The sequence below is a fragment of the Plantactinospora sp. CA-294935 genome (assembly GCF_050936445.1).
Classification (GTDB): Bacteria; Actinomycetota; Actinomycetes; order Mycobacteriales; family Micromonosporaceae; genus Plantactinospora.
In genome coordinates this window covers 7,065,309-7,086,808 of sequence record NZ_JBNJMU010000001.1, presented here as the reverse complement: position 1 = coordinate 7,086,808, position 21,500 = coordinate 7,065,309, and the positions used below count along the sequence as shown (strand labels likewise).

Sequence of the window (21,500 nt, the reverse complement as noted above, 5' to 3'; positions counted from 1 at the left end):
AGCGACTCGGGTGGGTGGGCCAGCATCCTGCTGTGGATCCGGCATAGCCAGTCTCCTCATCATGACAACGATGGAACGGTGACGAACTGAGGATATAGGCGCCCGCGAAACCCGACCGCTCGTAAAAGCCCGGGCCCGTCCGGCTCAGCCACCGTTTTCCGGTAACCGCGTCTCGCCCACGGGCGCTCACCTTGCCATGAATGCACGAGCGGTACATGCGGGTGTGCCTACCAGGTCCAATACCGCTGATATTGGTGCCTCGTCGAGGTTTTTTCTGATGGTCGGTGCGGCACCACTGGCGCCAGGTCCAGCCGGGCCGCCGGACGGACGACCCGGGCCGCAGGAGATCCCTCCGGCTGAGGAACCGGTCAGGAGGACGTCGGCTCGGGAACCAGGCACTCGTCGTTCTGCCGGTACGCGGCGGCCAGCACGGGGTTCGTGTCGAGCACCCGGCGTACCCCGGCCGTGTCCCGCTCGAACGTGACGGCCTCGACCTGCGCCAGGGCGAACACCGCCTCCATGCCGTCGGACGGGAACACCCTGGCGTTCTCCACAAACTCGTTGAGCTCAGCGAGGGACTTGTCGAGCGGCGCCAGTTCGACGGCGATCAGGTCGTCACCGCCGGGGACCGGCGCCGGCCGCAGTCCGTCGAGCGTGGTCCGCGCCGCCTGGAACCTGTCGCGCAGCGCGGCGAGGTGCCGGACCAGCTCGGGTCGCTCCCTCTCCGAGAAGGCGCTGTCGATGGTCAGCGAGGTTCTCGGCAGGTTCAGCAGCGAATCGTGGGCGGTGCAGGCTTTGCCGACCCAGTCGAGCACCGCCGGATCGGGCGCCGAGCTCGGCGAGCCCGTCGGCGACCCCGCACCGCCCGGCCCGGATGGACCTTCGGAGCAGCCGGCGAGGGCCACCAGCCCGGCCAGCACCGACACCGCGAGGCTCACCACTCCCAGTCGCCCGAGCATCCGACGCCCCTCTCATGTGTGCTTGTCGACCCTGCTGGTGTACCACCTCCACGCCGGGACCCCTCCCGGCCTCGCCGTCGTTTCGGCGAAAGCAACTCCAGCCTGGTCACGCCCCCGGGCGAACGTAACGTCCGGAACTCGGGACTCCATCCTGCCCTTGACCAGCGCTGGAGTTGCTTCTGGTCCGGAAACCACGGGTGGGCCGTCTCCCGAGCCGACCCGGACCACCCCGGAAGCCGGTGGATACCGCCCCGGCGGCACGACGCCGGACGCACGTACGACCCGGGTGGTACGCCCACCGGCAACCCCGGCATGACGACCCGGGACCACGCCGGTACATACGCTGCCGGCAGGTACCCGTCGTGCGAGGGAAGGAAATCCCCGATGTCCGTCCGTCACCTGCTTGCCGCCGCCACAGCCGCCCTGCTCGGAGGGCTCTGGCTCGCCGCACCGGCGGCCGCGCACGTCGCCGGCCAGCCCGCCGCCGCCACCGTCTACACCATGAGCTCCGGCCGGATCGGGTCCCTCCTGGCCGGACTGCTGGGGCTGGCCGGCGTCGTCGTCGGCGGGCTCGCCCGGGCCCGCGCCGCCGGACGCATCGGCACCGGCTCCGGGCGTCGCGGAGCCACGGTCGCCCTGGCACTCGGACTGGTCGGGGTGGTCATCGGCGGGGTGGTGGCGGCCACCTCCGACGGAAGCATCGGCACCGGCAACGGGCTCGGCGGGGCCGTCGTCGCCGTGGCACTCGGACTGGTCAGCATGGCCCTCGGCGGGCTGGCGCTGACCCGCTCCCGCCGCACCGGCTGACTCGCGAGACCCACTGACCCGGCCACCGTGCCGGGTCAGTGCCGTGCGCCGGCCCAACCCCAGCCACCCGTGTCCCGGCGGAGCAGAGCCCATCTGGCCGGAACAGGCCCGCTCGGCGGCGGCTGCGGACCGCCGGCGGCGTCCCCGAGGCTGCGGTCAGGAGCGGGCGAGCCAGCCGGGGATACTCAGCCCGGACTCGTACGCGAGGATCACCAACTGGGCCCGGTCCCGGACCTGGGTCTTGGTCATGATCCGGCTGACGTGCGTCTTCGCGGTCGCCGGGCTCACCACCAGCCGCGCCGCGATCTCGTCATTGGACAGGCCGGCGGCGACCAGCACCATCACCTCCCGCTCCCGCTCGGTCAGCGCACGCAGCCGCGGCCCTGGATCCGGATGCCTGACCCGGGCGGCGAACTCGGAGATCAGCCGACGGGTGATCGACGGCGCGATCAGCGCGTCACCCCGGGCCACCACCCGCACCCCGTGGATCAGCTCCGCCGGCTCGGTGTCCTTCACCAGAAAACCGCTCGCACCGGCCCGCAACGCGCCGTAGACGTAGTCGTCCAGATCGAACGTGGTCAGGATGATCACCCGGACATCGGAACTCGCGACGATCTCCCGGGTCGCCGCCAGCCCGTCCAGCCCGGGCATCCGGATATCCATCAGCGCGACATCCGGCCGCAACTGCCAGGCGAGCCGCACCGCCTCGGCACCGTCGGCGGCCTCACCGACCACCTCGAAACCGTCCTCGCCGTCCAGGATGGACCGGAACCCGGCGCGTACCAGGGTCTGGTCGTCGGCGAGCAGCAACCGGATCATGCCGCAGCTCCCGGGCCCGCCGGCACCGGGCCGGGCCGCAACGGCAGCCGGGCGCACACCCGGAAGCCGCCGTCCGGCCCAGGGCCGGCGGTCAGCGACCCGCCCAGCGCCCTAGCCCGCTCACCCATGCCCAGAATCCCGTTACCGGGCACCCCCGGCCCACCGGTGCCGTCGTCCTGCACCTCCACCAGCACCCCGTCGCGGTCGGACCGCACCCGCACCACCGCAGCGGTCGCGCCCGCGTGCCGGGTCACGTTGGTGAGCGCCTCCTGCACGATCCGGTACGCCGCCAGATCGACCTCCGGCGGCAGCGACCGGACCGCGGCCAGCTCGGTACGGACCGCCAACCCGGACCGCCCGGCCGTCACCACCAGATCGCCGAGACGGTCCAGACCGGGCACGGACGGCGCCCCGCCCTCCTGCCGCAGAACGCCCAACGTCGTACGCAACTCACCCAACATCTCCTTGCTCGTCTGCTTGATCGCAGTGAGCGCCTCGGTGGACCGGGCGGGATCCGGACGGTGCAACGCCGCACTGGCCTGCACGTTGATCAGCGACAGGTGGTGGCCCAGCACGTCGTGCAACTCCCGGGCGATACGCAACCGCTCCTCGGTGGCCCGACGCCGGGCCTCCTCCTCCTTGCCCTGCTCGGCGGCGAGCACCCGGGCCCGCGCCTCCGCGACATAGGCCCGACGGTTACGGGTCACCCCGACGATGACCGCGACCAGCCAACCGGCGTGCAGCAACGTCGCCCCGTTACCACCGCCGGCCGGCCGGTGGTAACTGTCCGCCACGGCGAAAGCAACCACCGAGGCGAGACCGAGCCCGATCGCAACCGCGAGATGCCCCTCGTCGACGACGGTGTAGAGCGCCACGACGAACACCAACATGATCGGACCAGGCCGCTGCAGCAACTCCCCGTACAGACCGACCGCGAACAGCGCCACCACGGCCACCGGCACCGGAAAGCGGCGGCGGACGTACAACGCACCGGAGGAGGCCAGCACCGCCAGCAGCGCCACCCAGTCGACGGCGGCGTCGACGCCGGCCGACTGCACCGCCAGGCCGACGACACCGACCAGGGCGACCACCAGCGGCAGGGCCACGTCCGCCGCCCGGCCGTGCCATCGCCACCTCGGCATGCGCCGAAGCCTAACCCTGCACGACAAGGCTCCAGAAGGCCCGCCCCTCCCCACCCGGCCGCGTCGACGACGGTGTCCGTCCTGCCGGCGACACCCACCCGCGCGCCCGGCCGGCGAGTTCCGGCCGCCCGCCCCGACACCGTCGCTCCGGACACACCGAGCCGGTCGAACGCCTCCCACACCCCCGGACCGGCGGCACCCCCGCCCCGCCAGCAGCACGGCGGGAAGTAGCATCCGCACGCGGCGGCCCACCCCGCCGCGCCCGCCGCACCCGGAGGTGACATCGGTGGACCAGCCGGTCCGGCTCGCCATAGACCTCGGCACCACCCACACCGTCGCCGTGGTCCGCCGCGACCACCACCAACCGGCCCGGGCCCTCATCTTCGACGGCACCCCGCTACTCGCCTCCGCCGGCCACCTCACCCCCGACGGCACCGTGCACACCGGACGCGACGCCGTCCGGCTCGGCCGCACCGACCCACAACGGTACGAACCACACCCGAAACGTCGGGTCGACGACGGCACCCTGCTGCTCGGCACCGACGAGGTACCCGTCGAACGACTCCTCACCGCCACCCTGCGCCGGGTCGCCGACGAAGCCCGTACCGCCGGAATCGACCCCACCGGCGCCACCGTCCTCACCTGTCCCGCCGACTGGGGCCAACCCCGCCGCACCCTGCTACGCACCGCCGCCGCCGACGCCGGTCTCGGCACCGTCCGACTCCTCGACGAACCCGTCGCCGCCGCCACCTACTGCGCCCAGATCCTTCACCAGCAGATCCCCGTCGGCGGCAGCATCGGCATCTTCGACTTCGGCGGCGGCACCCTCGACGTCGCCGTCGTCCGCCGCGACCCCACCGGCCTGCGCGTCCTCGCCACCGGCGGCCTCGACGATCTCGGCGGCCTCGACATCGACGACGCCCTCGTCGCCCACCTCGGCCAACTCGTCGAACTCCGCGACCCCGAACAGTGGCGACGACTACGCCACCCCGAAACCCCCGCCGAACGCCGCGACCGGCAGGCATTCTGGGCCGAGGTCCGCGCCGCCAAGGAGATGCTCTCCCGCACCGCCAGCGCCCCCGTCCAGGTGCCCGGCCGCGACGACCCACTGCACCTCACCCGCGACGAACTCGACCGGATCGCCGGACCACTCGTCGCCCGCGCCGTCGACGAGACCCGCCGTACCCTCGACCGGGCCGGCATCGAGGCCCGACACCTCAACAGCCTGCTGCTCGTCGGCGGATCCAGCCGGCTGCCCCTGGTCGCCAGCCGCCTGCACGCCCGGCTCGGCATCGCCCCCACCGTCCCCGAACAACCCGAACTCCCCGTCGCGTACGGGGCCGTCCACCACACCGGACCCGAACCGCGACAGCCGGCCACCCCGCCCGGGTACCCGACCAGCGGCCCGCCGGGATACCCGACCAGCGGCGCCCCCGTCCCACCGCGCCCCGTTCCGCCACCCCCGGCGCCACCCGTGCCGCCCGCGGGGCGACTCGCACAGCCACCCGCCCCGGCACCGCGACCGGCCACCCCCCGGCCCGCGTCACCGGCCAACCCGCGCCGCCGACGGATCCGCCGCCTCCTGGTCACCACCACCGCGTTCCTCGCCGTCGCCGGCTGCGTCAGCACCGTCGTTGTCGGCGGCGAATGGCTGAACAACCAGATCACCGGCCTCGGCATCCTCGGCTCCAGCGCCACACCCGCCGGGACCCTCGACCAGGTCAACGCATACGTCAGCACCCGCCGGGGTGCGGCCGCCGTCACCGTACGCGGCACCGACGTGATCTCCGCCGTCGCCGGAAACCGCAGCACCGAAGTCGTGGCCCTGACAGCCTCCGCCGGCCCACCCCGGTGGACGGCGACCCTGCCGATCGAACCCACCGACCTACGACTCACCGCCGTCGAAGACCTGATCATCGTCGACGGCGAGGACTCCGTCACCAACGGCGGCGAGAACGTCCGCGCCGTACTCTCCGGCAAAGACGGCAAAGTCCTCTGGCAACGTGTCTGGCCCGACCGCGTCGACGTCGCCTACTACGGCACCGACGCCGTCGTCGAAACCCTCGGCAGCTCCGACGACGTCGCGATCAGCCGCATCAACCTGCGCACCGGCCGACAGGTGTGGAGCAAGGCCGGCGAACCCGACCTGCTCACCTCCGGCGAACACCGGGCCGAGCCGGTACGGCAGTGGACCACACCCGGCACACCCGCCCCGGGCGCCCTGCCCGCCGTCGCCGGCACCCTCAACGACGCACCCGGCGGAAGCAGCACCATCGTCGAACTCGACTCCGCCAACGACCGCGGCTACGTACTCGACGCCAAGACCGGAAAAGTCCGGGGGAGCGGCAAACTACCACTCGAAGCCGACCTCTGGACCGCCCACGACAACGCGGTGATCGGCAAGACCACCGGTGACGACCACGTCCTCGCCGCCTACGCCGTACCCAACCTCAGGTTCAAATGGAAGGTGCCGCTCGCCGCCGGCGACCGCGTCGAACGGATCAAACCCTGCGCGTCCAAGCTCGTCTGCGTCGCCATCACCAACAGCGTCGACCACCGGGTCATCGCCCTCGACACCGGCACCGGCAAACAGCGCTGGAGCGCCACCGTCGAACACTCCGACGAGAACTGGTACGCCCACGGCGACATGCTGGTCACCGGACGCGGCACCTTCGACACGATCAGCGACCCCCGACTCGTCAACGGCACCAGCGGCGACGCACAGAAACTTGAACTCCCCGAGTCCGCCAGCCTCGAGGCCACCGCCGACGGCCGACTGCTGCTCAGCACCGTCGGCGGCTCACCGCCGCGCTGGCACCTACAGGTCGAGGACACCACCGTCGGGCAGGGCACCAACCGGTTCGCCGTCGGCGACAAGAGACCCGAACAGGTGGCGATTGACGACCACCTGGTCGGAGTCGTCACCGCCGACCGCCGGACCCTCGTCCTCAACGTCTCCGGCCTGCCCACCGCCGCACCCCGTTAAGCGGAATCGCCGGCACCCGACCACTCCGACAACAGCGTGCCCAGCGAACGGTTGGTCCGGTTCGACCGCACCGCCGCCCGCTCCTGCTCGGCGGTCACCTCGATGTAACTCTGACTCGTCGCCAGGCTCGCGTGCCCCAGCAGCCGCATGATCTCCGGCGCACTCGCCCCGTCCTCGGCCAACCGGGTCGCGAAGGTGTGCCGCAGCGCGTGCAGCCGCGCTCCCGGCGGCACCCGGTCGGCGATCCCCGCCCGCCGGTAGCAGGACTCCACCAGATACTGCAGGCCACCCCGGCGCAGCGGCGCACCCTGCCGGTCGACCAGCAGCGCCGAGTCCGGCCCGACCGTACGGGAGCCGAACCGGCGGCGTCGACTCTCCAGATAGTCCCCGATCACCCGGTCGAGCTCCGGCTCCACCGGAATCATCCGGGACCGGCTGCCCTTGCCGGTCACCTCGACCCGGCGCTCGCCGTCCCGGCCGACCAGCGAACCCGCCCGCAGCGCCAGCAACTCGGCCAGGCGTAGCCCCGCACAGAGCGCCAGGGCCAGCACCGCGAGGTCCCGCTCCGGCCACGGATCACGCTGCCGCTGGTCTGGCCGGACGACTCCGGCCAGCAACTGCTCCGGCGTACGCGCGCCGCGCAGCGGCTTCGGCGGGGCAGGGGGCACCCGGGGCTTGTCCACGGCGGGCATCGGATTGCCGGTCACCACCTGCTCGGCGACCAGGAAGTCGAAGAAGCCGTTCCAGGTGGACCAGGCCCGGTAGATCGAGGCGGCGGCCCGGGGAGCGGCGAACCGGGCGAAGGCCGCCCGCAGCGACCGCGTGGTCGCTGCACGGATCGGCAGGGCCGCCAGGGGGAGGGGAGTGGTGTGGTGGTCGGCGACCAGCCGGGCGATTGCCAGCAGGTCCCGGCGGTACGCCGCCAGCGTGTGCGGGGAAGGCTTGCGGGTGGCGCGGGAGGTCAGGAACTGCTCGACCAGGGGGAGTAGCAGAAAGTCCTCTTTGTCCTGCATAACGAATATTATGCATGATTTCCGACAATTCGGCCAGTCGGCGATCTTGGCAGACGTTGCTCCCGAGCCGCTCCAGCTCGGCCCACCGAACCGGGAGAGGGGGACGAGGAGCGGCAGGTTCGGCCCCGGATGTGGTTTCTGCTGCGGTCAGATCGAGTCGTGGCCGCGGCTCTCACCGGCGACGGGAGTACGTCACCAGTCGCTCCAGCGCCCGGCCAGCCGCAGCCCGGCCAACCTCGCGTCAAGGCGAGTTCGGCCGGGCTGGGTGCGCGATCGGGTCCCGTACCAGGTAGCCGGCGCCGCCCGGCGCCCGCATGCCATGGATTTCCAGGCTTTGCCACCCCGACCCGGTTGCGGATCGGGGTGGTCGCCGCTCGGCCGGCGTCTCGCCCCCGGTGGAGGGGCCCCGGAACCACTAGTTGACATAATGTACCTTATCGACCTCGCGGTCCAGAGCGGGAACCGGCGTGGTGTCGTTCGGTGGCGTGGTGGAAGCCGGCGGCTTGGGCGACGACCGGGGGCCGGTGCTTGAAGTACGAGTTGGCGTAGTGCGGCGAGGCGGCCGGCAACGGTCGGGATGCTGAGTCCCCCTCGACGGCCAGAAGCGGCCGGATATCCTTGACCCACTCGGCGAGGATTTCCGGCGCCCAGGACCAGGCCGTCAGCACGCTGCCTCGCTTCGGCGGCGAGCCCTTCATCGCCTTGCCGTGGCGTACGTAAAGCACGCCGTACTCCCCGAACTCGTCTCGTGAACCACCTGCACCGCTTCTCGCACTCGCCGATCCAGCCGGACGCCGTCGACCAGTTGCAGGGCCGCCGACCCCGGCACGGCGTGCTCCCCTCCCCTAACAGTGACCTCCCGCCATCGCATTAGATGCAAAAATCTCGCATCTAATGCGACCCGCTTGTGAAGCATGCAGGTCAGCGATGCGGTTCCACAAACCTCTGCGGGAGGGTCGCATCCACGAGGTCTACAGTCGGCGGTGCCACTGCTCACGCGACCAGCAGTGCGAACTCCGGCGCATCCACATGCAGACCGCCGCGTACTCGCATCAGGTCGAATAGGCGGCGGAAGGAACATCGGAACGGAAACTGGCGCTAAGGGTGATCTTGGAGGGCGGCGCGCTCCCAGCGCGAGGCCGAGGAGCGGCTATTCGAGCCGGTCGAGGGACGGCCCCTGGATTCTGGCGGCCAGACGGGGTCGATCGGGTCGAGCAGCGCGGCGAAGTACAAGAACAGGATCCGGCCGGGCCCGCTGGGGCCGTAGATGCCGGGCAGGGGCCCGGTGAGCATCTCGAGGACCAGGCCGTGCGCGACGAGGTGGTCGGCGATCGCGGCTTCAGATAACGGGGAACGGCCCGCTACGGCAGGCTCACGCCGTATCTCGGTCGGACCGGGTCACGCCCGGCTCCGGCCGGCGTAGCCGCCGTTTCGCGTACGCCTAGCGCCCACCCGTGACATCTTGCAATCAACAGCGATCTATGGATGTATGGGGTCACGCCCGGACGGGCGGATGGGCCCAGGGCTGGGGCCGACCAGTGGTGGACGGGGCGTGGGCGGAAGGGATGACAGCCAGACGACAGTGGCGGACTCGGGTGAGCACGCCCGTTATTCTGCGATTCACGGCTATCACCTCGGTAGCGGCGACGGGTGCCTACCTCTCGCTCTTCGCCGGGTCGTCGGGGTTGCCCCCGACGACGCGGATGGTCGTCGGTGTCATGGCCGCGGTGGTAGTCGGGTTGCTCACCGCCGTCCAGATCGTGCTTTCGCTGGAGAGCAGGAGCAAGCCGGAAAGTAGGCGAGAGACCGTGCCGAGCCAGCTACCTCGGGATCTTCTCGATTTCACGGGACGCAACGAGCAGGTCCGGGCTCTGTCCCGAGCGTTGGTGAAGGCTTCCGGGAACCGCAGCGCCGTCCTGGTGACCACCATCGCCGGGCAGGGCGGTGTGGGGAAGACCGTCTTGGCCGTGCACGTGGCCCATTTGGTCGCCCATTCCTTTCCCAGCGGTCAAATCTATGTGAATCTGCGCGGGCCGGAGGCGGAGGCGCTGGATCCGCATGACGTGCTCGACTCGCTGCTGCGGGAGCTCGGCGTCAGCGCGGACGCGATACCCCAGTCGTTGACCGACCGGTCCCGGCTGTTCCGGTCCATACTCGCTCGTCGGCGGATGCTGGTCCTTCTGGACAACGCTCAGTCCGAGGCCCAGGTGCAGCCGTTGCTGCCGGGCGTGTCGACAAGCGTGGTGCTGATCACGAGCCGGGCCCGGATGGCGGGGCTGGACGGCATCACCGCGCTGCGGCTCGATGTGCTCACCGAGCAGGAGGCCCTCGACCTGCTCCGCAGCATCATCGGCCGGAGACGGGCAGATCAGGAGCTGGAGGCGGCCCGGCGGCTGGTCGCCCTGGCTTCGTACCTACCACTGGCGATCCGGATTCTCGGCGCCCGGCTGGCGGCCGACCCGGCTCGCCGGGTCGAGGACGTCGTGGAGCATCTCCTCGCCCAGCAGACCCTGCTCTCGACCCTCGATGACGGCCAGCGCGCCGTGCGGTCGACGCTCGAGATCAGCTTCGTGGCGCTGTCCGAATCGGCACGCCGGCTCTTCGCGACCTTGGGCGCCGTCACCGTCAAGACGTTCCCCGAATGGATGCTCGCTCAGCTCGACACCCGCGCCGGGAACGCCGCGCTGACCGGCCGCAGCGAGCTGATGCGGGAAGAGATGATCGAGTTTCTCGGGCCGGACAAGGTCGGTCAGAGCCGGTACGGCTACCACGACCTGCTCCGGGAGTTCTCCCGGGAGAAGCTCGCCGAACGGACGGATCACAGCGAGGTCGCCGCGGCCGCTGTCGAAACCGTGGGGCGGACGTACGTGGTGATGGCACGGGCGGCCGACGCGCTGATCCGCAGCGCTGCCCCGCGGCACGACATCTTCCCCGTCCTGACCTTGCCGGACCCGCGGCAGGCGCCGCCGGTGCCGCTCGAGTCGGCCGAGCGGGCGCGGCTCTGGTGCGAGACGGAGCTGGCGAGCCTGCTGCTTCTTACCGACCAACTGCTGGCCGTCGGCCAGCGCGGCGACGTGACCGCGCTGGCCTCCGCCCTGATCGCGTTCTGCGAGGAGTGGTCGCACTGGCGTGAGTGGGAGACGCTGGCCATGGTCGGACGCTCGGCCGCAGCCTCCCCCGCCGAGCAGGTCTTCTTCCTCTTCCAGCTCGGCCGGGTGCACCACCTCCTCGGCGACTGGACGACGGCGATGAGCGAGTTCGAACAGGCCCGGGATCTCGCCCAGGAGAATGACATCCCCTCGATCAGGGCGGCCTGCCTCTGCGCCATCGGTAAGGTCCATCAACTCGGCGAGATCGAGGCGGCGCTGCCCTTCTTCGAGGAGGCACGCCGGATCTACGCCGAGGTGGGTGACGATCACGCGTGGGCGTACGTGACGGCCAACATCGCGGACATCTACCACCTGCAGCATGCGTACGACGAGTCGCTTCAGGAGTTCGGCCTCAGCTTGCCTGTGTTCCGGCGGGTCGGCGACGACTGGTGGGAGGCGAACGCCGGCATCTGGATCGGCGACGTCTACCGTGGGCAGGAGCGCTATCCGGCCGCGCTGCGAAGGCTCTCCGACAGCCTGGCCGTGATGACCCGGCTCGGCGACGAGCGGCGGGGTGCCGTGGCCCAGGTTCATCTGGCCCGGGCGTACGCGGACTCGGGTGACGGGCGGCGGGCGATGCGAGCGCTCGGAACGGCGATGCCGATTCTGGAGCGGGTCGCCGACCGGTGGTGGACCGCGATGGCCCACATCGAACTCGGAAAGGCGCTGTGGCTGCTGCACAAGCCAGCCGAAGCGCTGTCCGCCTGGAACGCCGCGCTACCGGTGGTCCAGGAACGCAACAATGTGACCGTGCTGGCCGATCTCCGGGAGCGGATGGGCACGGCACAAGCTGCGCTGAGCGATCATTCCCAGGGGAAACGCGGAAGCTGAGCGCTCACCTCGACGACGAAGTCCAGGTGAGCGATCGAGTCGGGGCGGCGAAGATACGCGGCGGTGAAGAGCGCCTCGACGCGAGGGCGGATCTGCTCGGCGGCGTACATCGCACTGCGCCCGCTCTCGATGGCGTCCTCCACCAGCAGGACGCGGTCCGCGGCGAGCAGGCCTGCGGGTGGCGCCCACATGGTCGGCGTCATTCGGCCGGCGTCCTCGTACGACACTCCGATGCTGCTCAAGCGGCGTACACCAAGCGCGGTGGCGAGCAACCGGGCCGGAACGAAGCCTCCCCGCGAGATCGCGACGATGTGGTTCACACGAAGATTCGCCGCCCGGATTCCGGCGGCCAGCGCGGCATTCAGCGTCTCGACGTTCGGCCACGTCAGATCGGGCAATCGAAGGTCCTAGGGGTCGGCCATCCACGATTCGGCTGTGGAACAGAAATTGTCGGAGTCCGGGCTCGCCCGGAGTGTCCGCAGATGAGGATAATCGACGCGACCGTGGTGGCTGAGCGCGGCCCAATCCCGGCGCGGTGCCATCGTGTGCGCCGCGCGGGTTCCGACCGTGCCGAGGCACGAGTAGCACAGCTCGATCGGCGCTGGACGTCCGAGAAAGGCACGCAACCTCTCGCCCAACGTCTCGGTCGGCAGGATCGGACACGACGGCAGCGCATGCTCTCCGATCGAGGAGGGCGCCGACGGCGGGCAGAGGTAGACATGGCCGTCCTGAACCACATGACAGCTCTTGGCGTGGGCCATCTGACAGGTCTCGAAGACGTCGCGTGCCTCGGCGTCGGTCAACCGGCGCTCAGGGACACTTGCCCGGAACGCGAAGAACCGCTCGACCAGGAGGGTCGTGTCGCTGTCGGCACAGAGACGCGCCAAAGAGCGGAGCTGGGTGTCGGTGATCGCGGCTCGGGGATAGACCGACACCAGCAGTTCGTCGACGAGCCGCAGCCAGCCGACCGGAGCGGATCGGATGCGGGTCCCGTTGGTGTAGAGGCGAATCGTCGCCCCCGGCATCGCTTCCCGAATCGCCGCGAGAACGCCGGTCAGATCGGGATGCAGCAGCGGCTCGCCACCGACGACACGGACGTAACGAGGCGTGGTCACCCGGGCGAACGCGCTGAAGTCCCGCAAGACGGTCGCGACTCGGGCGAAGCTGACGGCCGAGACCGGACTCGAATGGCTGCAGGCGACACAGGAGAGGTTGCAATGGGTCACCGCGTTGAGTTCCAGGGCCAGCAGGTTCAGCGGTCCCACCATGGAGCAATTCTACTTCTGTTGTTGGAGCACGGCCTCCGATCACCGCAGCGGGTTGAGGCCCTGGCACGGCACCAAGAAACCTGCACCTGGCCCAAGATGATGAGAATCATTCCTCTTCAAGGAACCTCACCAACTTGGGCCACCGCAGCTCAAGAACCGAGAAGCCCCCGGTTCTGAACCGACACCGGCTGGTCCGGAGCGGCCGGCCCCGCTCCGACCGGGCATCGACGCCGGCGGCTGGCTCGGTGTCGGCCCCGCCCCGGTCAGCGGCCGACGTAGGCCGCGAGGTGCTGTCCGGTGAGGGTGGAGCGGGCCGCGACGAGGTCGGCGGGTGTGCCCTCGAAGACGATCCGGCCGCCGTCGTGACCGGCTCCGGGGCCGAGGTCGATGATCCAGTCGGCGTGTGCCATGACCGCCTGGTGGTGCTCCACGACGATGACCGACTTGCCGGAGTCGACGAGCCGGTCGAGCAGGCCGAGCAGTTGCTCGACGTCGGCGAGGTGGAGGCCGGCGGTCGGCTCGTCGAGGACGTAGACGCCGCCCTTCTCCGCCATGTGGGTGGCCAGCTTGAGCCGCTGCCGCTCGCCACCGGAGAGCGTGGTGAGCGGTTGGCCGAGGCTGAGGTAGCCGAGCCCGACGTCGGCGAGCCGGTGCAGAATGGCGTGCGCGGCCGGGGTACGCGCCTCGCCGGTGCCGAAGAACTCCTCGGCCTCGGTCACCGACATCGCGAGCACCTCGCTGATGTCGCGGCCGCCGAGGTGGTATTCGAGTACCGATGCCTCGAACCGCTTTCCTTCGCACTCCTCGCAGGTGGTGGCGACGCCGGCCATCATGGCCAGGTCGGTGTAGATGACGCCGGCACCGTTGCAGTTGGGGCAGGCGCCTTCGGAGTTGGCGCTGAACAGCGCCGGCTTCACCCCGTTGGCCTTCGCGAACGCTTTGCGGATCGGGTCGAGCAGCCCGGTGTAGGTCGCCGGGTTGCTCCGTCGCGAACCGCGGATCGCGCCCTGGTCGATCGAGACCACGCCCGCGCCGGCCGGGATCGACCCGTGTACGAGGGTGCTCTTGCCGGAGCCGGCGACGCCGGTGACGACGACCAGCACTCCGAGCGGGATGTCGACGTCGATGTCGCGCAGGTTGTTGGCGGTGGCGCCGCGGATCGGAAGCCGGCCGGTGGGCTTGCGCACCGTCTCCTTGAGGGTGGCGCGGTCGTCGAGATGGCGGCCGGTGATGGTGCCGCTGGCCCGTAGTCCCTCGACGGTGCCCTCGAAGCAGACGGTGCCGCCCGCCGTTCCGGCGCCGGGGCCGAGGTCGACGACGTGGTCGGCGATGGCGATGGTCTCCGGCTTGTGCTCCACGACGAGTACGGTGTTGCCCTTGTCGCGTAGCCGTAGCAGCAGGTTGTTCATCCGCTGGATGTCGTGCGGGTGCAGGCCGATGGTGGGCTCGTCGAAGACGTAGGTGACGTCGGTGAGCGAGGAGCCGAGGTGGCGGATCATCTTGGTGCGCTGCGCCTCGCCGCCGGACAGGGTGCCGGACGGCCGGTCGAGCGAGAGGTAGCCGAGCCCGATCTCCACGAACGAGTCGAGGGTCTGCCGTAGCGAGGCGAGCAGCGGCGCCACCGACGGTTCGTCGAGGTCGCGGATCCACTGGGCCAGGTCGCTGATCTGCATCGCGCACGCCTCGGCGATGTTCACGCCCTTGATCCGGGACGACCGGGCGGCCTCGCTGAGCCGGGTGCCGCTGCATTCGGGGCAGGTGGTGAAGGTGACGGCGCGGTCCACGAAGGCCCGGATGTGCGGCTGCATCCCCTCCCGGTCCTTGGAGAGGAAGGACTTCTGGATTTTGGGGATCAGCCCTTCGTAGGTGAGGTTGGCGCCTTCGACCTTCACCTTGGTCGGCTCCCGGTAGAGGAAGTCCTGCATTTCCCGCTTGGTGAACTCGCGGATTGGTTTGTGCGGGTCGAGGAAGCCCGACTCGGCGTAGGTGCGTACGGTCCACCAGCTGTCCGACTTCCAGCCGGGGATGGTGAAGGCGCCCTCGGCGATCGACTTGGAGTCGTCGTAGAGCTGGGTGAGGTCGATGTCGGAGACCCTGCCCCGGCCTTCGCAGCGGGGGCACATGCCGCCGGTGCGGGTGTAGGTCTGTTTCGTGGTCTTGCCGGCGACCGTGATCGCACCGCTCGCGCGGACCGAGGCGACGTTGAAGGAGAAGGCGCTGGGCGAGCCGATGTGTGGCTCCCCCAGCCGGCTGAAGAGGATCCGCAGCATGGCGTTGGCGTCGGTGGCGGTGCCGACGGTGGAGCGGGGGTCGGCGCCCATCCGCTCCTGGTCGACGATGATCGCGGTGGTCAGCCCGTCGAGTACGTCGACTTCGGGCCGGGCCAGGGTGGGCATGAAGCCCTGCACGAAGGCGCTGTACGTCTCGTTGATCATGCGCTGCGACTCTGCGGCGATCGTACTGAACACCAGCGAGCTCTTGCCGGAGCCGGAGACTCCGGTGAAGACCGTCAGCCGGCGCTTGGGGATCTCGACGCTGACGTCCTTGAGGTTGTTCTCCCGGGCACCGTGCACGCGGATCAGGTCGTGGCTGTCGGCGACGTGTGGCGCGGGCGGTGGGGTGTCCGTGCTTGTGGCCATGCTTCCGTGTCTTCCCTTCGTGGGCGGGCCGCCTCGCGGTCTCCGGCGGCGTCGCCTGGCACCGTCTGACCGGATTGGTGTCGTTTGTCTGGTTTCCTCTGATCCGTGGTCGCGACCACGGTACGCGGGTCCACCCGGGTCGGAGGCACCGCCGGGGGCGCCGGCCCGAGTGACGCCGGCCGGGTCAGCGGAGCTGGTTGATCCGGATCAGGTTGCCGGCGGGGTCGCGGAAGGCGCAGTCGCGGATCCCGTACGGCTGCTCGGTCGGCTCCTGGACGACGTCGGCGCCGCTGGCCTGGAGCCGGTCGAAGACGCCGTCGAGGTCGTCGGTGGCGAGGGTGATGGCGGTGTAGGTGCCCTTGGCGATCATCTCGAGGACGGTGCGCCGCTCGTCGTCGGTGATGCCGGGGTCGGCGGCCGGCGGGTGCAGGACGATGGAGGTCTCGGGCTGTTTGACGGGGCCGACCGTGATCCAGCGCATCCCCTGGTATCCGACGTCGTTGCGGACCTCGAAGCCGAGGGCGTCGCGGTAGAAGGCCAGTGCGGCGTCCGGGTCGGTGTGCGGGAGGAAGGCCGCGTGAATGCTGATGTCCATGGCCATCACGCTAGTTGCGGCTGGCTGACCCGCGCTTCTCGATTCCTGATCGGTCTGGTCACCTGTTTCGCGATGCACGGTGGCATCTCCGCGGTCGCGTGAGCCGTCTGGGCCCGGTAGGTGCTCGGCGGTACACCGACCAGCTCGGTGAACCGGGTGCTGAAGGTGCCCAGCGACTGGCAGCCGACCGCGAAACAGACTTCGGTGACGGTGAGGTCGCCGCGGCGCAGCAGTGCCATGGCGCGCTCGATGCGCCGGGTCATCAGATAGGCGTACGGCGACTCGCCGTAGGCGAGCCGGAACTGGCGGCTGAGGTGCCCGGCGGACATGTTCACGCCGCGGGCGAGCGCCTCGACGTCCAGCGGCTGCGCGTGCTCCCGGTCGATCCGGTCGCGGACCCGACGCAGCCGCACCAGGTCGCGGAGGTGCTGTGCCTCGGCGGGTGTGCTGCTCACCTGCGGAATCGTGCCATAAGCGGCCGACATTGCCCAGCGCGGCTGGCGCCTTCACCAGGACGTCTTGCCGAGACGGCCGTCCGGCGGGGCGCCCGCCGGAATCGGGTACGGCGTGCCGCCACGTTTCCGCACGGGACGGGGCTACAGGCCGCCGGCGACCCGGAGTACCGCGCCGGTGGTGTAGGAGGCGGCGTCGCCGAGCAGCCAGACGATCGCGGCGGCGACCTCGTCGGCCCGGCCGGCGCGGCCGAGCGGTACCCGGCCGGCGGCCCGCCGGGCCCGGTCGGGTACCCCGGAGATGGTGTGGATCTCGGTGTCGATGATGCCGGGTGAGACGGCGTTGACCCGGATGCCTCGGGGGGCGAGTTCCTTGGCCAGTCCGACGGTGAGGGTGTCGGTGGCGGCTTTGACGGCGGCGTAGTGCACGTATTCGCCGGGGCTGCCGAGGGTGGCCGCCGCCGAGGAGACGTTGACGATCGCCCCGCCGGAGCCGAACCGGCGGGCGGCCTGCTGGGCGCAGAGGACGTAGCCGATGAGGTTGACGTCGACGACGCGGCGCAGGTCGGTGACGGTCAGGTCCTGGAACGGGCCGATCGGGCTGGTCACGCCGGCGTTGTTGACCAGGCCGGTGGGTTCGCCGAGTTTCCCGGCCTCGTCGAAGAGTCGTAGCACCTGGTCGGGGTCGGTGGTGTCGGCGTGGACGGCCAGGCCCTGGCGTCCGGCGGCGGCGATGTCGCGGAGTACGGCGTCGGCGGCTTCGGTGTCGCGGCGGTAGCAGAAGACGACGTCGTGTCCGGCGGTGGCGAGTTGTCGTACGGTCGCGGCGCCGATTCCCCGGCTGCCGCCGGTCACCACCGTCAGCGGCGTCATGGGCCTCTCCCCTCGGTCGTCGCCGTTCCCGGCTGCCGGGTCGGGGCCGGGGTGTGCCGGCGCGCGGGGGGTGCGGTTGTCGCGGGTTGGCCGCGCGGGTCCGGTAGCTGGCGATCCTGCCAGGTGTGGGCGCGGCGGAGGTGGGCGGGACCGGGCGGCGGTTTTGTTGATCTCGGACCGGTGTGTCCGTCTCGACGTTGTCGGGCCGGCCTGGTAGTAAGTCATGAATCAAACAGGTGTACGGAAGAGGGATCCGATGGCTGCCGCGCGTACCGCCGAACAGGGGTTGTCCACCGAGGAGTTGCAGCAGATCAGGGACGCGTTGGCAGGTGGTCGCAAGCCGAAGGTGATGTTCACCGAGGCGGCGGGGCAGATCGCCGGTCAGCTCGGTCAGGTGGTGGAGTTGACCGATCCGGAGGTGTCCGAGGAGTGGGTGGTGGTCCGGTTCGGCCGGGACGAGTTGCCCTTCTCCCCCACCGATCTGGCTGTCGCGCCGAAGGGTGCGACCCGGCGGGTGGCGGTCAAGCCGGAGCCCGAGCCGGTCGCCGAACCAGAGTTCAAGATTGTCAGGGAGCCGGTTCCGGCGCCCCGCGAGGAGGCAACAGTGACCGCAGTGGACACTCCCCCGGCCCGTCCGTCCGACGGCGAGGGCGAGGGCGAGGCGAAGCCGGCCCGTCGGGCGACGAAGGCGGTGAAGCCGAAGGGTCCGGCGGGGTTGACGGTCACCCTGACGTACGCGGAGGGCGAGTGGACGCTGGCGGCGACGCAGGGCACGAAGTCGCTGGCGAAGCCGTACGTGATCAAGCCGGCCGAGGCGTTGAAGATGGTGGCGCTGATCGATGTTCCCGGGGTGCACGAGGCGGTGGAGCAGATCATGGCGGTGGAGCGGCGGGAGGCCGAGCAGCAGGCGGAGAAGTTGCGGGCCGAGCTGGCGGAGATCGAGGCGCGGTTGGCGGAGCTGCGCGACGCGGGCTGAGCCGAGGCGTCCCGCGTCGCGTCGACGCGTCCACCCTGGAGATCTGGGCGACGCGGAGCCCCGGCTGGTCGTGCTCGCGGCGCCGGCCGGGGCTGGCGGTCGGATCGGGTTGGCGGTTGGCGTGGTTGGTCGCTGCGGGCCGGGCGGGTTGGTACGCTCGGCCCGGACCGTGACTGGCGTGCTGGGATGGGGTCAACCATCGGGAAGCGGTCCCGTCGAGTGACGTGTGCCGTGCGCCTGGGCCAATTTTCCCCTGCCCAGGAGGTTTCCATGGCCAACCAGGTGTCCCCGCTCGGCACGAGGTCCACGGAGTCTGTCGCGTTCGGCGCGGCGTTGGACGTGGTGCGTGCGGTCGAGCCCCGGATCGCCGACGCGATCGGGGCGGAGCTGGCCGACCAGCGCGAGTCGTTGAAGTTGATCGCCTCGGAGAACTACGCGTCCCCGGCGGTGCTGCTGGCGATGGGTAACTGGCTCAGCGACAAGTACGCGGAGGGTACGATCGGCCGCCGGTTCTACGCCGGCTGCCGCAACGTCGACACGGTGGAGTCGATCGCGGCGGAGCATGCCCGGGAGTTGTTCGGGGCGGCGCACGCGTACGTGCAGCCGCATTCGGGGATCGACGCGAACCTGGTGGCGTTCTGGGCGGTGCTGGCCGACCGGGTGGAGTCGCCGGCGTTGCGGCGGGCCGGGGTCCGGCACGTGAACGAGCTGACCGACCAGGACTGGGCGGTGTTGCGGCGGGAGCTGGGTGACCAGCGGATGTTGGGCATGTCGTTGGACGCGGGTGGGCATCTGACGCACGGTTTCCGGCCGAACATCTCCGGCAAGATGTTCGACCAGCGTAGTTACGGCACCGATCCGGAGACCGGGCTGCTGGACTACGACGAGCTGCGCCGGGTCGCCCGGGAGTTCCGGCCGCTGATCCTGATGGCCGGCTATTCGGCGTACCCGCGGCGGGTGAACTTCCGGCTGATGCGGGAGATCGCCGACGAGGTCGGTGCGACGCTGCTGGTCGACATGGCGCACTTCGCCGGGCTGGTCGCCGGGAAGGTGTTCACCGGTGACTTCGATCCGGTCCCGTACGCGCATCTGGTGACCACGACGACGCACAAGTCGTTGCGGGGCCCGCGCGGCGGCATGGTGCTGTGCGGGCCGGAGCTGGCCGACCAGGTGGACCGGGGCTGCCCGATGGTGCTCGGCGGCCCGCTGCCGCATGTGATGGCCGGGAAGGCCGTCGCGTTGGCGGAGGCGCGGCGGCCGGAGTTCGCGGCCTACGCGGGCCGGGTGGTGGAGAACGCGGTGGCGCTGGCGGAGGGGTTGGTGCGGCGGGGGGCCAAGCTGGTGACCGGTGGTACGGACAATCATCTGCTGCTGGTGGACGTGTCGGGGTACGGGTTGACGGGGCGGCAGGCGGAGGCGGCGTTGTTGGATGCCGGCATCGTGACGAACCGGAATTCGGTACCGCGTGATCCGTTCGGCGCCTGGTACACGTCGGGGGTGCGGCTCGGTACGCCGGCGTTGACCAGTCGGGGGCTCGGGGTGGCCGAGATGGACGAGGTCGCCGGGTTGCTGCACACGGTGTTGACGCAGACCCGGCCGGGGGTCGGGCCGGACGGTGCGCCGTCCAAGGCCCGGTACGTGTTGGATCGGACGGTTGCCGAGCGGGTGGCGGGGCAGGCCGCGGAGCTGCTGGAAGGTTATCCGCTGTATCCGGTGGTCGATCTCGGCTGACGGTGGCCGGTCCGGGCCGAGGGTGGCCAATCTCGGCTGACATGGCCGGTCCGGGCTGAGCATGGTGGTGGCGGGGTCGGAAGCCGGGTCGAGTTCGGTGGTGGTGGCGGTAACCCTCGCGGCTTCCCGCGGCGTCTATGGAGGCGACGGGACCGGGAGGGTGGATGCGGGACCCGGGTGGCGCCGCCCGGACGGGTGCCGGTTCCGCCCAGCGGGTCGGGTCTGCCGGGCGGGCGCCGGGGTGGCTGCCGGCGCCCGCCGTGCGGGTCACCGGGTCCGGGTGGCGTCCTCGGCGTCGGCGAGGCGTTCGCGTGCCTCGGCGAGGTCCTCGTCGGTCGGGTCGTCGTCCTGGGTGAGGTGGCGCCGCCAGTAGCCGGTGAAGTCGATCGACTGTTTCGGTAGGCCACGGTCGTCGACGAGGTGTCGCCGCAGGGCGCGTACGGTGCCGGCCTCGCCGGCCAGCCAGGCGAAGACCGAGCCGGCCGGGAAGGTCGCGGCGCGTACGGCGTCGAGCAGGCGGCTGCCGTGTGCGGCCGGCGGGTCGCCGCGGTGCAGCCAGTGCAGGGTGAGGTCGGCCGGGGTGTCGAGGTGTTGTTCCTCGGCCCGGTCGGGGATCTCGACGAAGGCGTGCGCGCGGGTGCCGGCGGGGAGCGCCTCGACGATGGTGCCGATCGCCGGCAGCGCCGACTCGTCACCGGCCAGCAGCATCCAGTCGCTGCTGCCGATCGGGACGGGGCGGGCGAAGACCGGTGACGGGCCGAACATGCCGAGGGTGTCGCCGGGGGTGGCGGATTCGGCCCATCGGGTGGCGGGGCCGGCGTGCTCGTGCAGGGTGAAGTCGATGTCGATCAGGTTGCCGTGCGGGTGGTGGGATCGGATGGTGTAGCTGCGGGTCCAGGGGCGAACGGGTGCGGGGATGTCGGCGAAGCCGGCGTACCAGCGCCAGAGGTCGGGGTCGGGGGCCGGTAGTCGGGGGCGGTGCTGGCCCGGTCTCGGGAAGTAGAGCTTCACCTGCTGGTCGGGGCCGGCGAGGTGCAGGTCGGCGAGGTCGTCGCCGGTGAAGGTGATCCGGGCCATTTTCGGGGTGATCCGGGTGACGTCGGCGACCCGGATGTACCGGATCGGAAGTTGTGCCATCGGGGGCCTCCGGAGTTGCGGAAGGTCGATGCCCTGTACGAGCCTTTCGCTTCAATTGTTTCATTGAAGTCCTTTTTGAGGCTTGGCGTGCGTGTGGGCGCGGGTCGTGCCGGTTGGCGGCCG

17 protein-coding genes and 1 riboswitch are annotated in these 21,500 nt (G+C 70.7%); of the genes, 5 read left to right on the top strand and 12 right to left on the bottom strand.

Translation table 11 applies throughout. From position 1 onward, the window contains the following. Positions 1 to 368: 368 nt before the first annotated feature. Positions 369 to 959 (bottom strand): hypothetical protein, encoded by a 591-nt coding sequence (locus tag ACQEVC_RS31105; protein ID WP_432884624.1) that lies wholly within the window; start codon positions 957 to 959, stop codon positions 369 to 371. Positions 960 to 1,343: 384 nt separating this feature from the next. Between ACQEVC_RS31105 and ACQEVC_RS31100 the strand changes: the two genes are divergently transcribed. Beyond that, the gene (locus ACQEVC_RS31100) at positions 1,344 to 1,766 is read left to right on the top strand and encodes a DUF6223 family protein (RefSeq protein WP_432884621.1); all 423 of its coding nucleotides are present in this window, start codon (positions 1,344 to 1,346) and stop codon (positions 1,764 to 1,766) included. Between the two features lie 156 nt (positions 1,767 to 1,922). Here the strand turns inward: ACQEVC_RS31100 and ACQEVC_RS31095 are convergent, their stop codons facing one another. Next, on the bottom strand, positions 1,923 to 2,585 hold the full coding sequence (locus ACQEVC_RS31095; RefSeq protein ID WP_432884618.1) for a response regulator: 663 nt from the start codon (positions 2,583 to 2,585) through the stop codon (positions 1,923 to 1,925). Beyond that, positions 2,582 to 3,727 carry a sensor histidine kinase gene (locus ACQEVC_RS31090; protein ID WP_432884616.1) on the bottom strand — a complete coding sequence of 382 codons (1,146 nt, stop codon included), beginning with the start codon at positions 3,725 to 3,727 and terminating at the stop codon, positions 2,582 to 2,584. Before ACQEVC_RS31090 ends, ACQEVC_RS31095 begins: the two co-directional genes overlap by 4 nt. Before the next feature lie 286 nt (positions 3,728 to 4,013). On the opposite strand from ACQEVC_RS31090, the gene ACQEVC_RS31085 reads away from it, so the two are divergent. Further along, the gene (locus ACQEVC_RS31085) at positions 4,014 to 6,713 is read left to right on the top strand and encodes an Hsp70 family protein (RefSeq protein ID WP_432884613.1); all 2,700 of its coding nucleotides are present in this window, start codon (positions 4,014 to 4,016) and stop codon (positions 6,711 to 6,713) included. Here the strand turns inward: ACQEVC_RS31085 and ACQEVC_RS31080 are convergent. Then, entirely contained in the window at positions 6,710 to 7,726 is a 1,017-nt protein-coding gene (locus ACQEVC_RS31080; RefSeq protein WP_432884610.1) for a tyrosine-type recombinase/integrase, read from the bottom strand. The genes ACQEVC_RS31085 and ACQEVC_RS31080 overlap by 4 nt on opposite strands. Before the next feature lie 434 nt (positions 7,727 to 8,160). Continuing rightward, positions 8,161 to 8,451 (bottom strand): hypothetical protein, encoded by a 291-nt coding sequence (locus ACQEVC_RS31075; RefSeq protein ID WP_432884608.1) that lies wholly within the window; start codon positions 8,449 to 8,451, stop codon positions 8,161 to 8,163. Positions 8,452 to 9,207: 756 nt separating this feature from the next. Here ACQEVC_RS31075 and ACQEVC_RS31070 point away from each other — a divergent pair. After that, positions 9,208 to 11,706 carry a tetratricopeptide repeat protein gene (locus ACQEVC_RS31070; protein WP_432884605.1) on the top strand — a complete coding sequence of 833 codons (2,499 nt, stop codon included), beginning with the start codon at positions 9,208 to 9,210 and terminating at the stop codon, positions 11,704 to 11,706. Here the strand turns inward: ACQEVC_RS31070 and ACQEVC_RS31065 are convergent. The 6 genes from ACQEVC_RS31065 to ACQEVC_RS31040 form a co-directional block, all read right to left on the bottom strand. Then, positions 11,679 to 12,104, bottom strand: a complete 426-nt coding sequence (locus ACQEVC_RS31065) for a phosphoribosyltransferase (RefSeq protein WP_432884603.1) — start codon at positions 12,102 to 12,104, stop codon at positions 11,679 to 11,681. The genes ACQEVC_RS31070 and ACQEVC_RS31065 overlap by 28 nt on opposite strands. A gap of 9 nt (positions 12,105 to 12,113) precedes the next feature. Next, positions 12,114 to 12,974, bottom strand: coding sequence for a radical SAM protein (locus ACQEVC_RS31060; RefSeq protein ID WP_432884601.1), 861 nt, complete (start codon positions 12,972 to 12,974; stop codon positions 12,114 to 12,116). Between the two features lie 263 nt (positions 12,975 to 13,237). After that, a complete protein-coding gene (locus tag ACQEVC_RS31055) occupies positions 13,238 to 15,613 on the bottom strand; it encodes an ATP-binding cassette domain-containing protein (RefSeq protein WP_432884599.1) in 2,376 nt (791 codons plus the stop codon). Positions 15,614 to 15,797: 184 nt separating this feature from the next. After that, positions 15,798 to 16,208 carry a VOC family protein gene (locus tag ACQEVC_RS31050; protein ID WP_432884596.1) on the bottom strand — a complete coding sequence of 137 codons (411 nt, stop codon included), beginning with the start codon at positions 16,206 to 16,208 and terminating at the stop codon, positions 15,798 to 15,800. Between the two features lie 5 nt (positions 16,209 to 16,213). After that, positions 16,214 to 16,693 carry a helix-turn-helix transcriptional regulator gene (locus ACQEVC_RS31045; protein ID WP_432884593.1) on the bottom strand — a complete coding sequence of 160 codons (480 nt, stop codon included), beginning with the start codon at positions 16,691 to 16,693 and terminating at the stop codon, positions 16,214 to 16,216. A gap of 111 nt (positions 16,694 to 16,804) precedes the next feature. Continuing rightward, a complete protein-coding gene (locus ACQEVC_RS31040; protein WP_432884590.1) occupies positions 16,805 to 17,533 on the bottom strand; it encodes an SDR family oxidoreductase in 729 nt (242 codons plus the stop codon). Positions 17,534 to 17,789: 256 nt separating this feature from the next. Here ACQEVC_RS31040 and ACQEVC_RS31035 point away from each other — a divergent pair, with 256 nt between their 5' ends. Further along, complete coding sequence (locus tag ACQEVC_RS31035; RefSeq protein ID WP_432884587.1) at positions 17,790 to 18,509, top strand: hypothetical protein; 720 nt, start codon at positions 17,790 to 17,792, stop codon at positions 18,507 to 18,509. Between the two features lie 159 nt (positions 18,510 to 18,668). Beyond that, positions 18,669 to 18,759, top strand: a riboswitch (ZMP/ZTP riboswitch). Between the two features lie 20 nt (positions 18,760 to 18,779). After that, positions 18,780 to 20,240, top strand: a complete 1,461-nt coding sequence (locus tag ACQEVC_RS31030) for a glycine hydroxymethyltransferase (protein WP_432884584.1) — start codon at positions 18,780 to 18,782, stop codon at positions 20,238 to 20,240. 267 nt (positions 20,241 to 20,507) lie between these two features. On the opposite strand, the gene ACQEVC_RS31025 is transcribed toward ACQEVC_RS31030, so the two are convergent. Then, positions 20,508 to 21,377 (bottom strand): siderophore-interacting protein, encoded by an 870-nt coding sequence (locus ACQEVC_RS31025; protein ID WP_432884581.1) that lies wholly within the window; start codon positions 21,375 to 21,377, stop codon positions 20,508 to 20,510. Positions 21,378 to 21,500: the final 123 nt, after the last annotated feature.

Excerpts from the sequence above, each read along its gene's own strand:
- ACQEVC_RS31105 (WP_432884624.1), bottom strand. The coding sequence starts at position 959 with ATGCTCGGGCGACTGGGAGTGGTGAGCCTCGCGGTGTCGGTGCTGGCC.
- ACQEVC_RS31100 (WP_432884621.1), top strand. The coding sequence starts at position 1,344 with ATGTCCGTCCGTCACCTGCTTGCCGCCGCCACAGCCGCCCTGCTCGGA.
- ACQEVC_RS31095 (WP_432884618.1), bottom strand. The coding sequence starts at position 2,585 with ATGATCCGGTTGCTGCTCGCCGACGACCAGACCCTGGTACGCGCCGGG.
- ACQEVC_RS31090 (WP_432884616.1), bottom strand. The coding sequence starts at position 3,727 with ATGCCGAGGTGGCGATGGCACGGCCGGGCGGCGGACGTGGCCCTGCCG.
- ACQEVC_RS31080 (WP_432884610.1), bottom strand. The coding sequence starts at position 7,726 with ATGCAGGACAAAGAGGACTTTCTGCTACTCCCCCTGGTCGAGCAGTTC.
- ACQEVC_RS31070 (WP_432884605.1), top strand. The coding sequence starts at position 9,208 with ATGGATGTATGGGGTCACGCCCGGACGGGCGGATGGGCCCAGGGCTGG.
- ACQEVC_RS31060 (WP_432884601.1), bottom strand. The coding sequence starts at position 12,974 with ATGGTGGGACCGCTGAACCTGCTGGCCCTGGAACTCAACGCGGTGACC.
- ACQEVC_RS31055 (WP_432884599.1), bottom strand. The coding sequence starts at position 15,613 with ATGGCCACAAGCACGGACACCCCACCGCCCGCGCCACACGTCGCCGAC.
- ACQEVC_RS31050 (WP_432884596.1), bottom strand. The coding sequence starts at position 16,208 with ATGGACATCAGCATTCACGCGGCCTTCCTCCCGCACACCGACCCGGAC.
- ACQEVC_RS31045 (WP_432884593.1), bottom strand. The coding sequence starts at position 16,693 with ATGTCGGCCGCTTATGGCACGATTCCGCAGGTGAGCAGCACACCCGCC.
- ACQEVC_RS31040 (WP_432884590.1), bottom strand. The coding sequence starts at position 17,533 with ATGACGCCGCTGACGGTGGTGACCGGCGGCAGCCGGGGAATCGGCGCC.
- ACQEVC_RS31035 (WP_432884587.1), top strand. The coding sequence starts at position 17,790 with ATGGCTGCCGCGCGTACCGCCGAACAGGGGTTGTCCACCGAGGAGTTG.
- ACQEVC_RS31030 (WP_432884584.1), top strand. The coding sequence starts at position 18,780 with ATGGCCAACCAGGTGTCCCCGCTCGGCACGAGGTCCACGGAGTCTGTC.
- ACQEVC_RS31025 (WP_432884581.1), bottom strand. The coding sequence starts at position 21,377 with ATGGCACAACTTCCGATCCGGTACATCCGGGTCGCCGACGTCACCCGG.